Annotated in this window: 8 protein-coding genes; 2 read left to right on the top strand and 6 right to left on the bottom strand. The window is 40.8% G+C overall.

The genetic code is table 11. The features are described from left to right. Nucleotides 1-254 precede the first annotated feature (254 nt). The 5 genes from H9N25_RS13070 to H9N25_RS13090 form a co-directional block, all read right to left on the bottom strand. The gene (locus tag H9N25_RS13070) at nucleotides 255-4601 is read right to left on the bottom strand and encodes an Ig-like domain-containing protein (protein WP_190326172.1); all 4347 of its coding nucleotides are present in this window, start codon (nucleotides 4599-4601) and stop codon (nucleotides 255-257) included. A 283-nt stretch (nucleotides 4602-4884) separates the two neighbouring features. Next, complete coding sequence (locus H9N25_RS13075; protein WP_190326173.1) at nucleotides 4885-5139, bottom strand: hypothetical protein; 255 nt, start codon at nucleotides 5137-5139, stop codon at nucleotides 4885-4887. A 26-nt stretch (nucleotides 5140-5165) separates the two neighbouring features. Then, nucleotides 5166-6050 carry a discoidin domain-containing protein gene (locus tag H9N25_RS13080; RefSeq protein ID WP_190326174.1) on the bottom strand — a complete coding sequence of 295 codons (885 nt, stop codon included), beginning with the start codon at nucleotides 6048-6050 and terminating at the stop codon, nucleotides 5166-5168. Between the two features lie 171 nt (nucleotides 6051-6221). Then, entirely contained in the window at nucleotides 6222-7385 is a 1164-nt protein-coding gene (gene porV / locus H9N25_RS13085) for a type IX secretion system outer membrane channel protein PorV (RefSeq protein WP_190326175.1), read from the bottom strand. Between the two features lie 935 nt (nucleotides 7386-8320). Beyond that, nucleotides 8321-9715 carry a hypothetical protein gene (locus H9N25_RS13090; protein ID WP_190326176.1) on the bottom strand — a complete coding sequence of 465 codons (1395 nt, stop codon included), beginning with the start codon at nucleotides 9713-9715 and terminating at the stop codon, nucleotides 8321-8323. 260 nt (nucleotides 9716-9975) lie between these two features. On the opposite strand from H9N25_RS13090, the gene H9N25_RS13095 reads away from it, so the two are divergent. Further along, nucleotides 9976-12291, top strand: a complete 2316-nt coding sequence (locus H9N25_RS13095; protein WP_190326177.1) for a ligand-binding sensor domain-containing protein — start codon at nucleotides 9976-9978, stop codon at nucleotides 12289-12291. An 11-nt stretch (nucleotides 12292-12302) separates the two neighbouring features. Then, on the top strand, nucleotides 12303-14018 hold the full coding sequence (locus H9N25_RS13100; RefSeq protein ID WP_190326178.1) for an ATP-binding response regulator: 1716 nt from the start codon (nucleotides 12303-12305) through the stop codon (nucleotides 14016-14018). A 70-nt stretch (nucleotides 14019-14088) separates the two neighbouring features. Here the strand turns inward: H9N25_RS13100 and H9N25_RS13105 are convergent, their stop codons facing one another. After that, the gene (locus tag H9N25_RS13105; RefSeq protein WP_190326179.1) at nucleotides 14089-15348 is read right to left on the bottom strand and encodes a DUF2264 domain-containing protein; all 1260 of its coding nucleotides are present in this window, start codon (nucleotides 15346-15348) and stop codon (nucleotides 14089-14091) included.

A 15348-nucleotide genomic window follows, 5' to 3' on the forward strand; every position in this document is an offset into this window, starting at 1 on the left:
AAAACTTAAATTTTAAGGCTTTTTAACGCTTTTTAGGCCATTTTCAGTGTAAAAACCTAAAGGCCTATACTTTATTATAACAAACTTCTGTTAATCAAAACAGATAACGACCGATCTAGCCATGTTAAAGACAAGTTCTTCAAATGAGCAGACCTTTAAAAGAGTGATAGCTCTCTAACATTAAAAATGACCGCATAAAAAAAGAGAGTGCTTTTTAGGCACTCTCTTTTTCATTAATCTTAAAAATTAAATGGCTATAACTTAATTACTTTTACAACCCTTCTTTCTGTGCCTTGTCGCACTTCTACCAGATATACACCAGTAGGGAGTTCTGCACCAAAGGTTAGTTGTTCTGTAGCTGCTATTTTAGCTTCTTTAACCAATTGTTGGGCAATATTGTATACCCTATATTGTAATGCTTCGTTACTTGGACTTTCTACCTGCACTTTAAACCCGGTTGTACTTGGATTTGGCCACGCACTAACTTTTAATGCTAGCAATGATCCGATGTGGTTGCCGTTATTGGTATTTAACGGCAGCTCTTCATAATTCACTGCAGCCGCTTCCTGATTTAATAATAGTTCGGGCTTGTAGCTGGCCGCCTCACGCGAATTAAAGCCTACCAGGTTACCAAATCCTTTCGTTCCCTGATTGATCAATCTTAAGGAAACTATTTTTTTGCCTAAAGCAAGCTGGCTATTAATATATGCTGTTACATCAAGTTCATACCAGGCACGGCCTGTATTTTTAACGGTATAAGTACCAAGTAGTGTACCGTTTTCAGATGGCCTGTTATTCCAGGTAATGGTGCCCTCTCCCCAGGTGGTATTAGACAGACCATATACCGATATCATTCTGGATGGATTAACATCTATATGAGAAGCATATATCCTGATCTTTGCACTGTTTACAGCTGAACCAGAAAATGAGCTATAATCGAAACGCAAATAAGATTCTCTTAAAAAAGACCAATTATCGCTACTTACGTCCAGGCTTTTTGAGTTTCCATAATTTGTGTTTGCAAAAATCCCATCACGCACAAATGCATCAGCCACCGGATTAACGGTTAAAGCCTGTGGCAGGTTTACCTTCACATTAACGGCTGAAGATACAGCCACTCTGCCTAAATTATCAGTTGCTTTTGCGGTGAGTGTATACGTTCCAGGAGAAACATTGTTCCAAACAATGTTATACGGTGTGGTTGTAGATTGCCCCAGTAATACTGTTCCCTGATAGAATTCGACTTTGGTAATCGTTCCGGTAGTACTGGCATTAAGGGTAATATTTGAATTTGAGGTAAATGTAGCATTGTTTAGCGGAGCGTTTATCGCTACTGTTGGTGCAGCGCTAACCGTAACATTTACAACAGCAGATAAGGCTGTTCCGCCATTATTATCGGTTACCTTTGCGGTAAGCGCATAGTTTCCTACCTGAAGATTTGTCCAGGTAAAGCTGTAAGGAGCAGTAGTTGACTGACCTAAAAGTGTATTACCCTGATAAAACTCAACTTTACTTACTGTCCCGTCGGCATCGGTAGCATTGGCATTTATGCTAAGGTTTGTACCTGCGGTAAATACGGCAAGATCTATTGGCGAACTGATGGCCACAGTTGGCAAGGTGTTGATGGTAACCTTAACGGTATCTGAAACTGTTACCCCACCATTATTATCAGTGGCTTTAGCCGTAAGCGTGTAAGTTCCTGTAGCAGGAGCATTCCAGGTAAAGCTATAAGGCGCAGTGGTTGACTGGCCTATAAGCGTGTTACCCTTATAAAATTCCACTTTGGTAATTGTTCCATCGGCATCGGCAGCATTGGCGTTTACCACTATATTAGTACCTGCAGTATATACAGCATTGTTTGCAGGTGAGCTGAGGGCTACTGTTGGCAGCGTATTAACGGTAACCTTAACGATATCTGAAACTGTTGTTCCACCATAATTATCAGTGGCTTTAGCCGTAAGCGTGTAAGTTCCTGTAGCAGGAGCATTCCAGGTAAAGCTGTAAGGAGCAGTAGTTGACTGACCTAAAAGCGTGTTGCCCTGATAAAATTCCACTTTGGTAATTGTTCCATCGGCATCGGCCGCATTGGCATTTACCACTATATTAGTACCTGCAGTATATACAGCATTGTTTGCAGGTGAGCTGATCGCCACCGTAGGTAAGGTATTGATGATAACCTTAATGGTATCTGATAGTGTTGTTCCTCCGTTATTATCAGTTGCTTTAGCTGTAAGCGCGTAAGTTCCTGTGGCAGGGGCATTCCAGGTAAAGCTATAAGGCGAACTGGTTGACTGGCCTAAAAGCGTGTTGCCCTGATAGAACTCTACTTTAGCAATTGTTCCATCGGCATCGGCAGCGCCGGCCTCGATAGTAACGTTGGTACCTGCTGTAAATACAGCATTGTTTGCAGGTGAACTGATCGCCACCGTAGGTAAGGTATTGATGATGACCTTAATGGTATCTGATAAGGTTGTTCCTCCGTTATTATCGGTTACCTTAGCGGTAAGTGCATAGGTTCCGGAAGCAGGATTATTCCAGGTAAAGCTATAAGGCGCAGTGGTTGACTGACCTAAAAGCGTATTGCCCTGATAAAACTCTACTGAGCTGATTGTTCCATCAGTATCAGTAGCATTCGCATCGATAGTAACGTTGGTACCTGCTGTAAATACAGCATTGTTTGCAGGTGAACTGATCGCCACCGTAGGTAAGGTATTGATGATGACCTTAATGGTATCTGATAAGGTTGTTCCTCCGTTATTATCGGTTACCTTAGCGGTAAGGGCATAAGTTCCCGAAGTAGGATTATTCCAGGTAAAGCTATAAGGCGCAGTGGTTGACTGACCTAAAAGCGTATTGCCCTGATAGAACTCCACTGAGCTGATTGTTCCGTCAGTATCAGTAGCATTCGCATCGATAGTAACGTTTGTACCAGCGGTAAACACAGCATTGTTTGCCGGTGAACTAATGGCCACGGTTGGTAAGGCATTTATTGTTAGCTTAACCGTGTCGGATACCATTATTCCTCCGTTATTATCGGTGGCCTTAGCAGTAAGCTTGTAATTTCCTACAGCAGGATTAGTCCAGGTAAAACTATAAGGTGCAGTGGTTGACTGACCTAAAAGTGTGCTTCCCTGATAGAATTCTACCTTAGCAATAGTTCCATCGGTATCAGCAGCATTTACGTTAATGGCAACATCAGTACCCGCTGTAATTACAGCATTATTGGCTGGTGATGTAATCGCAGCTGTTGGGAGTGCATTAGCTACATCTACAGCTGGGTAAACCAATTTTCTCGTACCATCATATCCAATAGCATAAACACTGGTAGAACCTGCCCCATATTGAACTGTTGTAGTTGCGTTTGCTGTGGTTGCTTCTCCAGCCCCATAAATAGCCACATCGGTAAGTACCTTTTGGTTATAGGTCTCAAAAGCTACTGCATTGGCCCATTTCGAATTGTCAATTTTTAATGTGTTGGTATTAACGGTTACACCAACCGTTGCAACTGCAGTTGTTGCCAATGGCGTACGGTTTTTAAAGGTGTTTATCGTATTTGCCGATATGTAATTTAATACCGGAGATACTGGTTTAGGATATCCTTTAGCCTGTATACTTGCAATTAGCGCATCTATCTGTGCTTGTGTAATGGTTAACCGCTTAATAGAATAATCGTCTATATCCAAGTCAATTGGCAATAGATAACCGCTTTTAACAAAGAAATCGGTCAGATCCTCTTGAACGGCATCGCAGGTAGCACTTACAAAATTGAGTAATAACTGACCTTCACTTAGACCTGTCTGGCTGGTGGTGCGCATTTTCTCCAGCACATCGCCATACCAGAAAGCCACATCTGGCTGCCCAACTGGGGCTGGTGTACCTGATAATCGCTGTTGCATGGTAGGTAGATTTTTACTTGCACCAGCAAGCTGATAATATACTTCCAATTGCCATAAAGGCACCAATCGCACAAATACGTCACCCTGTGCCTCCATGTGTTTTTTCTGTATCAGGCAATTATCAAACAACGATCCGTACCGGCCACCATATACACTGGCAGCGCCTGCCTTAGGTACATCGTTACCTTTTTCAAGTCTTGTCGTATTTGCATAATTGGTACTAAAGCGATATTGTATCCATGCCGAATTAACATTGTTTGTTACCTCGGTCATGCCTATCCATTTCGCTCCCGGTCTAACCTGGTTATTATGACCAAACTCATGGGCAATTCCCCATGGATCTTTAAAAACCCCTGTAGCACTTGCCAGGTTAGCGCCACTTCCGCCAACACCTATAGGATAATTTACACCGTCGCCTCCCGCGTTGGGGTTTCCATCTCCGGTTATAGACCTTAGAAACATATGGTTTTTAGGCACTTTGTTATATTTTGTAAGGCCGTTTAAAATATACTCATTGTGTACAATGGTATCGTAGGCCGTAACCAGCTCTTTTCCTCCAGATGCCGAATTACTGATCAGTATATTTTTGTGTAGATTTAGGTTAGCATAGGTTCCTTTTATATCTAACTTCGGGTACACACCGTTAAGCAACATCTGTGTCCACTGGTCGTTGGTATCGGTTAAGGGATTGTAATATCCATTCACCTGGCCTGTAGTAACATTAATCTGTATAGGCTGCAGATTGGTATTATCGCTAAAATAAGCGATATAGCCTAATCCATCATGAAGTACATTAATAATATTTATCCCTTTTTCAAGGGATAGCTATCGGTAGTAGCACTATAATCAAGCGCAAAATCTTTAATGATTAATTGTGGATTTACCCCATAGGTATCGCCAACAAAAACAACCGCTTTGGTATTCGCCTTAAAAGCAATTCCAGTTGGATTTTCAACCCTGTTTAAGCCGTTTGTTTTTAGTCTGCTTTCTACCGTCCCCGGTTTGGGTAAAAATCATAGGTTTGGACACGGTATTTCCTATTGTAGCTATTGTTAAAAATACATTGTGCCAAAGATTTAAAAAATGGAGAAGCAATGGCATCAATATCAGTCTGCGTTATTCCAGGTTTTAACGTGGTATGCAGATCATCAGCAAAAATATTGGTGTATAAATTGCCGGCGCTGTTTTTCTGATAGAACTGCATTTCAGCACAACTGGCGAAATTATTTTTACCCGTAAGCACCTTAACTACAATTTGGGTAACGTTGGTTAATGCTGTGGGAAACTGATCTGATACGCGGCTGTACTAAAACCCGTATCAAAATTCATTAATTTGGTTAAAGTAGTTTGTGTTGTCGTTTTATACCAGATTTCGCCTGTACCAAAAATACCATTTGAGCCACCATCTTGCCTTGGTACGTAACTGATATAATCGATAGTAGGATTGGTGGTAAAATTATAGGTTAAACTGATCGGGAATCCTCCACCCGCATAGTTAGAATGATATAATGTAGCTGTATTATTATCGTAGGTACGTGAAATATCTTCACCCGCATTTGCTGCAGGACTTACACTGGCGCTTGAAATGGCTAGTTTAACATCAGAATAAGTCGAAAAATCTTCTGCTATCGGATTATCGCAATCTAAAGGCTGAACAGCTGCACCTGTTTCTGCAGAGCTAAAATTGATTTCGGCGCAGCTCGAAAAATTGCCTCCTGCTGACCTGATTACAAAGCGCACGATATAGGGTTTTACAATTGGGTTTGCCGTCATGTCGATCGTTTTTACGGCATTGGTTTGGGCCCAGCTGATATTGCTCTGCTTACTTACAAAAACCGAAGGTGCATCAGACGTAGTATAATAAACATCTACAGTAGTCCAGATACCATTTGGACCCGATTGCCTTGGAGTATAATCAACCTTATTAATGCTTTTTACACCAACAAAATAAAAGTCAACCGTATCTGGCATTGCGTTTAAAGACCAGTTAGAGTGATACATGGTTGTCAGACTACCATCGTAGGCTTTGGAAATTTCGGCACCAGGCTGTGATGGCCGTTTTGAAGCGGCTGCGGTGATGGTGACCGGGTTTTGGGCATTCGCAATTGCACAAAGCAATAGCATAGCAAGAAAAGAGAGTAATCGTTTTTTCATTTAGTCTGGGTTTAAGTTAAATAATATTTGTATTATATTGCTTTTCAACCGCTTGCCTGGAAAGGCTGTTGGTTATCGAAGCCGTTGGTTTAGTTTTATTCAGCCCTCTCCTCCTATTCTGACATATCTTTTCCGCAGTAACGCGTGATCGGGAAATGCCTGTTATTCCCGTTATTTTCCTTTCTTCGGGAGAAAATTTACCGCAAGGCCAAACCGCAGCGTATTGGCCAATGGATTGCTTCTTTCAGCAGTAGCCAGGTAAGACATATCAATACTGTAGATTTGATGCCTAAAACCCGCTCCGAGGGTAAAATAACTACCATCACCTTTCTGCGCATCCTGATAGTTATAACCTGCACGAAATACCATCATATCTTTAAATAGCAATTCGAGTCCTGTTGATAAACCTATTTCCCTTGCTTCTTCACTAAAGCCTCCGGGTGCATCATTAAATGACCCAAAAATTCCTGCCGGAACAGACCTATCGGGATTCTTTCCGCTGATAATCTTTCCATCAGCTGAATAAATGGGCTGCGTAGGTATAAGAAGTTTATTCAGATCTAAAGCGAGTGTGAGTTTGCTTTCATTTCCGATGAAAGTAACTGCAGATCCGAGTTTGAGCTCGGTAGGCAGAAAATATTGCTTCCCGGTATTGCTATAGCTCATTTTTGTCCCAATATTGGATATATTCACCCCCATCGACCAATCTGCAGGGCCTCCGAACAACATGACTCCGGTTCGGTAGATTCCGGATATATCGGCTGCCAGGGCCCTTCCTGGCCCTGCCTGCACGCCTGAACTTGTTGCCCCTGTAAACAGGTTGCTATTGATAAAACGGATACTTCCGCCCAGTGCAAATTCTTTTCCGAAACTCCGCGCATAGCTTATATCAACCGCAAACTCAGAAGGGCGGGCCATTCCCAACTCCTGCGAATTATCATCAGTGAGATTAACCGTACCCAGAGAAAAATATCTCAAAGAAGCCCCTATGGTATTACGTTCATCCAACTTGCTGTAACCGCTCAGATAAGAAAGATTCATATCTGGAACCAGATTCCTCATCCATGGCGTATAGGTTAGTCCTATTCCTGCTGATCCCTGGGGCAGATAGGCCATAGATGCGGCATTGATGGCCGCCGAATGGGCATCAGCCTCAACCGCCACCCCGGCATTTCCCATTCCTGCAATGCGGGCACCCGGAGTAATCCGTAAAAAGGGGGCTGCTGCTATTAAATTGTTAGATCTGGTGCCATTATCTATTTTCCCTGCCTGCTGTGCATCTACTTGTATAACAACTAAATCAAGCAGCACTAAAAGGAAAAGTATTTTGTTCATCGGTTATTTATTGGTTATGAGTTAAAATCATCAGTCTCTTAAATCCAAAAACAACCATTATTTCTTCCACTATTAACCACTGGTTTGTATTAGCCAGTTTTTCTATTATGACATTACATTGCCAGTACCTTTTCTTGAAAGGCATATCGCAAATGAAATTCTCAATTTCGGGTAATACTGTAATTCTTCTTGAGTTCAACATAATATTTCTTTCAAGAGATTATACAGCAAAAACTCGCTTGTAGATTTAGTTGGTTATCGCAACCAATTAGTTGGTTTGGTTAGTTGTAAAATGCTTATAAGATGATTGGTATAGTTCTTAGTTAGAGACCTTTATCAAAACTAAACACATTTGATTTAAGTCAAATAAAAAAGACAGCACAAACGTTTGTTTACTAATAAATTGCCAGCAAAATTGTGTTTAAACAGGGCTAATGTTATCAATAATGTTACAGAATTTGCTCCAAATTTTTTAAACAATGAGGTAATGTTAGCGGCAGAAATAGAAAAATAGTAAATTCTATTTAACATGGTTAAATTCACTGGTTAAGCGCATAATTATCCTGATTATTTGAGAAATAGGCAACATATGTAAATTTATTATTACAAAAATAGGAGATGATCGAAATAAATAGTAAGACAAAAACTGGAAATCCATTTAATATGGGTTTATTGGTGATCACCATTTTATAACAAAATTTGAAATAGAGAATTAAACGCAAACGTTTGTGCTTTGTTTTTAAAAGAGCGCTGCACAATGATTATAGCCTTTCCTGGGTAATTACTCGGGTTCGTTTATATTAAGCCCATCCAACTTACCAGATCTATCCTATAAGGAAATTAAGATCAGCAAACTGGTGCAAAATATCCCGAATAGATATAGCATGAGCCGTTCGCAAAATCTTTGCTGTACTGGCATCGCCCAGGCTTTAATCCTAATTTTCAGAAATGGGTTTGTTTTCATAAACTACAGGTACTTGCGCCTGTAACCAGATCGTCATCCATGCGGATCCCATCCGGCTGGCAATGGCCTCTTCTCTACCCGGATAGCTGTTTTCCTGATCACCTGCATAAGTATGCCCATCCGCAAAACGCTTTTGCTGAACCAGTACCTTATCCATATGCAGTTTAGCCCAGTATTTTCCTTTATGCTTTTGGGCAAGATTATCCCAACCATAAGTAAATGCGGCAATATCGAGATTAGCATAGTTATCGTAAACCCCTTGTCCCCAGTCTGATCCTTCTGGGTAATAAACATCAGCAGTTCCTTCGCGATACATGGTACCGCCCGGTGCCTTATAGGGTGGTGATGAAAATTGATGCGCGGTTACCGAATAATAAATTTTATCAAGATTGAAGCGCGCTGACTCTGGTGTTTTTTTTCCAGCCAGCGCAAATACAATCGGCGCATTTATCATAGATGCAATTGCATTGTACTGCGGATGGATGATACCATGATTGATCACAAAACCAGGTTCTTCCATGTTAGAGCCCTGCACCCAGTGATTAACAGGATATCCGTGTATCACGCGCGAATTATGCAGATCGGAAGGCAAGGCTGTTGAGGCCATCAGATATTCGACAGCCTTATGCAACCATTTATCCGAATTCGGATGGTTTGGCAACATCACTGCAGCTAAATATAACAACTCGGCATTCCAGGCATCTTCTTCAATTTTAGAATCGCCAGGAAATAATACTTTCCCACTACTGTCTTTATAATAAAGTGGAACTAAGTTAAGAAAACGGTCTGCCTCCGAAACAATCATCCGGGTGATGTAAGTTTGATCTTTTTTGGAAAAATCATCCCATAAAAGCCAGGCCGCGTATCCCGAATAATAAGCCCAGTGGGCCGCCTGCCAATCGCCACCCCATACCTTGCGTTTCTGGTTCACCTTATGATCGTAGGCAACAGCGCTTACCATTTGGATTGTTTTATTTTTAGCCTCTTCCAAAGAAACTCCTGTTATAGCAGAATCGTATATCCCAGTTTTGATGGCAATCGCAATACCGAACGACATTGCCGCAGGAAAACGGTATCGGTATTCGTTAACCTTTGATTTGCTTTTAAGATCGAGGTAACCGCTCGAATCTTGCTGGTATTTTTTTATATCCCGATACCAGGTTGTGAGCGCAAATTTATTGGCATTTAGCAGACTTGTTTGCACAACTTTTGCCAGTTGATCATGAGGCGCTTTTTTTTGGAAACTGCTCCAGTTAATCGGCATTACTTTTACCGTGTAGTTGGTTAATGGGCCCGACTGGCTGTAAACAGTTTTTGTACTGAATAAAATGGTGATTAGAAAAAGTAATAGTCTAGGTTTATACATTCGATTGTCTCCGGTTAATTTTAATACATGCTCATTCTAATGTGCATAATTTTAAAAAACTAGTTAATGGGTTTATTTGGTTATAGATCTTGTTGATCAATTGTTTGGTTAGGTTAGCTTGTAAATTTCCTTAATTAACTGATTATTAATAAGAGAAAATCTTAAACAAATAGGCAGAAAATCTTAAATTCTACGATTTTTTCAATACTTCGCCAGTCGATTATGAATATTAAAACCAAATATCTCATAGCTTTGTTACAATGATCATCCTGCTCCATCTAAATTTAAACAGAAAATGCGCCATCCGTATATCCGGCTGGATAGGCATCATATGCTTAATACTGTGTGGGTCTTTACAGGTAAATGCCCAATTGGCTGTTTCTACGCATTTTAGTACAGAAGACGGGCTTGTTCAGAACAGTGTACTTTCTATTGCTCAAGACCGGCAGGGCTTTATGTGGTTCGGCACCGAAGGTGGTTTGAGCCGGTTTGATGGCTTAAGGTGGCGCAGTTTTAAGAATATCCTGGGTGGTACAAATAAACCTTCATCTGATGCTTTGATCAGGTCTTTGTTTTGGGACAAGCAGAACAAGTTGTGGATGGGTACTTTATTAGGATTGATCACCTTCGATCCACTTACCGAAAAATTCAGACAGATCAAGCTTCCCTACCAAAAGCAACCCGAAGTTAGACAGGTAACAACAGATCGTTCTGGAAATATCTTGGCCAGCACCACAGCCGGTATAGTATTAATTACTCCAGGAAATAAAATCATTGCCTCTCCTAAGACTTTTGATGACGGGGAAAACATATTATGTTATACGGTATGCCAAGCACCCGATGGCAAAATCTGGTGCGGTACAAATAGGGGGCTTTTTGAGATAAAAGCCAAAGCTAATAAGATTACCCTGACCAGAACAGCTGCTGAACTACCCATTTTCTTGCAAAAGGAGAAAATTACTTCAATTAAAATAGATAGTATTGGAAGGTTTTGGTTTGGGTCTTATTCCTCTGGTCTTTTATTATGCGATTATGAACAAGGGAGATTCGCCAGCGAAAAAAAACAACCTATGTTGCCAGGTGGAGCCACACACAAGATCCGCTCGATCATCAGTTTACTAGACCATAAAATTAGCGTTGCCACTGCAGACGGACTGTTTTTTTTCGATATTAATACACTGGGCATGATTGAGCTGAACAGCAAGCTGGGCAATGAAGAGACCCTGCGCAACAGTTCTGTACATAGTGTGTTTCAACAGCATTCGGGAACCATTTGGATTGGGACTTACTACAGCGGTTTGGACTTAATAAAGCCAATCCTTACCCCTTTCCACCATCTAGCTATTGGTCCAACTTCTTTAAACCTTAATCATCGGGTGGTGAGCAGCATGTGCAACCGTAATCAAAAGGAGCTTTGGATTGGCACCGAAGGCGGAGGAATAAATATTTTTAACCAGGTTACCAAAGAAGTCTCTTATTTAAAAAACCAACCGGGTAATCATAAATCAATCAGTTCAAATTTCATTAAAACCCTGTTTAAAGATAAGGATGGGAATTTATGGATTGGAACTTTTTCGGGCACTTTAGATGTATTTAATGCCAACACTAATACGATCGAACATCGCTCAACTGAAAGTGACCGTATTACAGAGGTGAACTCAATTATAGAAGATAACCAGAACCGGCTGTGGATGACCTCGAGCGATGGCTTAAAGGTGTATAAACGTACCGGAACCGGTTTGAAAGCGGATGGATTGATGCAGGAAAAAGCGTTAAAATCTTTTATAGCCGGTGTTGCCTTTCAGGATACCAAAAAAAGGTTATGGTTTGCCAACGAAACCAAGGTAATGAAAGTTGAAGGTAACATCATCAGCACCTATCATTTAAAGTATGCTGTACATACCATTTCTGAACACCAAGGAATCGTTTATTTAGGTTTGGAAAGCCATGGCATAGCTGAGTTTAATGAAAAGCGTAGGCAGTTTATTCCATATCGTTTGAATAGTCTGATCAGCAAACGCTCAATAGTAAGTATAGCTTTTGATAGACAAAACCATATCTGGCTGGCCAGCGATAGTGGATTGCTCAAGGTTACACCACAAAAGAAAATCGTTACACAATATACCAAAGCAGATGGACTGGTGAGCACGAACTTTAATATCAATGCTAAATATCAAAGTGGCAATAACCTGTTTTTTGGAACACTGGATGGATTGATCTATTTTGATCCGGAACAGATCAGGAACAATACCTCAAAATCGAGTATAGTAATTACAGGTATGCGAATTTTCGATGTACCTGTAGAGATTGACAGTTCGGTACTGCGCAAATCCATCACCTATACGGATAGGGTCGAACTTAGCCATAACCAGAACTCGTTAACCTTCGAATTTGCCCTGTTGGATTTTATTAAACCCAGAAAAAATACATTCCGGTATACGCTTCAGGGATTAAGCAAGGGATGGACAACAACTAATCTAGCAGAAGTAACATTTAACAACCTTGCTCCCGGCAATTATACCTTAATGGTAAGTGGCAATAACGGCAGCCCCAACTGGATGCCCCCATTCATTTAATCATTAAGATATTGCCTCCATTTTGGGCAACATGGTGGGCATATACCCTATATGGTTTTATGCTAATCAGCATTATTTTCTTCATCAGCCGTTATTTTGTATTACGCACACTCTTAAAAAGAGAAGACGAACTTCACCAATATAAGATCAATTTTTTCACCAATGTATCTCACGAGATCAGAACACATCTGAGCCTTATTTCTCCACCGATAGAGCAGCTCGTTTCGGATGAACATTTGAATAAGAAACAAAAAGATAAAATATTAGGGGTTGCCGGCAATGCCAGACGGTTACTCACGCTCGTTAACGAACTGCTTGATTTTAGAAAAACCGAGGACAAGCATCTAACACTATCTGAAAATGTACAGGATTTGCTGCCAATATTGGAAGATTGCCTGCAGATGTTTGCAGGAACAGCTGAGCGAAAACAGATTACTACCGTATTCGAAAGTGAACATCAAAAATCAGCCTTTTTGTTGTGCGATGCCTTCCAATTAAAAAAAGCCATTATTAACCTATTGGCCAATGCCTATAAGTTTACACAGAATGGTGGCCTGGTTGAACTCAAGATTAGCCAAACCGAGGGCAATGTGACGATCAGGATTGAAGATAACGGAAGGGGGATTTCGCATTCGCATTTAGACAAATTATTTGAAAATTATTATCAGGTTGCAGACCATGGTTTTCAAAATACAGGTTATGGTATCGGCCTGGCCTTATCTAGGGCTATTGTTGAGCTTCATCAGGGTACTATTACGGTAACAAGCCGGCTGGAGACTATGAACGAACCCGGGCATACTTGCTTTACGATTTCCTTACCAAAAAGGCAAAAAGAAACGTACGATTGGCAAGAAGTTTACTACGCAGACAATACTTTTCCTGATCATGAGACCGAACAAGTACATTATGAACAGTTATTGCCCCTAACACTGGCTGATGAAAGCCAGAAACCAACCATTTTATTGGCTGAGGATAACCTTGAACTGGCTACCTTATTGGATGATATCCTTAACCCTTATTATCATGTAATAATCAGCAGAAATGGCAAACAGGCATGGGAACAGGCAAAACGGCATATTCCAGATCTGATCATCAGTGATGTTACGATGCCAGAAATGTCGGGGTTTGATTTTTGTGACCTAATCAAATCCAACGTAGCTACAAACCATATTCCTTTTATATTGTTAACAGCAAAAACACAGACCGAAGATGTAATTGCCGGCTTATCCCACGGTGCTGATGTTTACCTTACCAAACCATTTACCCCACAGGCTTTGCTGTTGCAGGTAAACAACCTTATTGTAGCCATACAGAACATACATGTGCATGTTAGCCAGCTATTGAACAAAAATTCGGCACCGATTGACATCTTTAACCAGTTAATCCAAACCAAACTCGGGGCGGAAAGTCAGAAATTTATGAACCAATTAATCGAAAACATAGCGGTTTCTATAGAGAACCCTGAGTTTGGTGTTAACGAACTGGCTAAACTGATGAACATGAGTACGCCAATCCTGTACAAAAAAGTGAAATCGGTTACCGGTTCTTCAGTGAACGATTTTATAAAAGGGTTGCGACTAAAAAAGGCAGCAGAGCTTTTGGAAACCAAACTTTATACGGTTTATCAAGTTTCTTATATGGTAGGCTTTTTAGATAGCCGATACTTCAGTAAGGAATTCAAGAAATTTTTCGGAAAGTTACCTTCAGAATGGCCCGAACTTGACTAAAGCTAAGCTTAATGTATTATGCCAGTAGTTACGCCTAACTACTGGCTTTTTTGATTTGAATTGAAAGTCACTAAAAATCTACATGATAATCTTTAGCAAAGGGTTTTGCTGCCCAGGCTTTTTTCGATGTCCATTCTGCCGAAGGTGCGGCCCAAAATTCGTCGGTAGCGGGTAAACCCAAAGGAAGGAACGATAGCGTTGCCATATACAAACTGCCTGTAGAGGTATAATAATCTGCTATTTCAGGATCGTGGCCACAAAAACCAAGCTGCAACCACCCTTTTTCATCGAAAGTTCCAGGTATTTCATATATATTCTGTTTAACCTTAGTTAAGGCAGAACGTACCTGAGCCGGCTGGATAGTAGTTGGTAATTTATGCATGAGGGCGATTTGGCTTAAAGCCTGGAAAGCACCTGTTCTGTAGGTAATTGAACGTCCAATTGGTGGGTAGGTTCCTTCAGGAGAAATCATGCGCTCTTGCCCTACTACATAACGCTGCATCCTTTTTACAGCCAGATCATACCGTTCTTTTTTAATCAGCTTTTTATCCAGCATCACGGCAAGTGTATCTACCATCATCGGGTGGATTACAAAAGAGTTATAATAATCAAAAGCCATATTAACGCCATCGCCATACCAACCATCTCCTTTATACCAGGCATTTAATGTATCTACACCCTCATTTAGGCGGCTTTCATCATGTTGTTCGCCAATCGATAATAAAAAGGCCTCGGTAATAGAACCAAATAACAACCAGTTATTTTTAAAGGGTTTTCTGTTTCTTAATGATTTAAAGGAAGCAATAATTTCGCGTTTTGTTTCTGGCTTTAAAGGTTCCCACAAAGCTTTAGGGGCCCTTAAAAAAGTTTGTGCGAGGTAGGCTGAATCAACAATAGGCTGATAGTCTTTAGTAAAATTTAATTTATCAGGACTGTTTACCGCGAAACAGCTATCCAACCCCTGAATGGCCTGTAATTTCAGCTTGTTTCTTAAAATGCCTTCAGTTGTTGTATCATCAGGTAACGAAAGCCAGGGTGCAATGCCAGCATAGGTACGGCCAACGGCTTCTAAATACGATACAGCGGGTGTTCTGGAGTCGAATTTAGGCGCCGTAACCACTGGCATATTTTTAATGAGCGTTCCATTGGCTAAATTGGAAACCACGGGGCTGGCAATTTTATATAGCAATTTATACCAATATTCTCTGTCGTTTTTTGGCGCAGTGCCTGTATTGCTCTTAATTTTTGTTGCTGATAAAACTTCTTTAGGATTAAATAACCCAAATACACCAGTTAATGACAACGCTCCTATAAATTTTCTTCTTTCCAT

The sequence above is a fragment of the Pedobacter riviphilus genome, from assembly GCF_014692875.1.
Lineage (GTDB): Bacteria > Bacteroidota > Bacteroidia > Sphingobacteriales > Sphingobacteriaceae > Pedobacter > Pedobacter riviphilus.

Bases quoted from the DNA above. Each gene is read 5' to 3' on its own strand.
- porV (WP_190326175.1), bottom strand. From the start codon at position 7,385: ATGAACAAAATACTTTTCCTTTTAGTGCTGCTTGATTTAGTTGTTATA.
- H9N25_RS13090 (WP_190326176.1), bottom strand. From the start codon at position 9,715: ATGTATAAACCTAGACTATTACTTTTTCTAATCACCATTTTATTCAGT.
- H9N25_RS13080 (WP_190326174.1), bottom strand. From the start codon at position 6,050: ATGAAAAAACGATTACTCTCTTTTCTTGCTATGCTATTGCTTTGTGCA.
- H9N25_RS13105 (WP_190326179.1), bottom strand. From the start codon at position 15,348: ATGGAAAGAAGAAAATTTATAGGAGCGTTGTCATTAACTGGTGTATTT.
- H9N25_RS13095 (WP_190326177.1), top strand. From the start codon at position 9,976: ATGATCATCCTGCTCCATCTAAATTTAAACAGAAAATGCGCCATCCGT.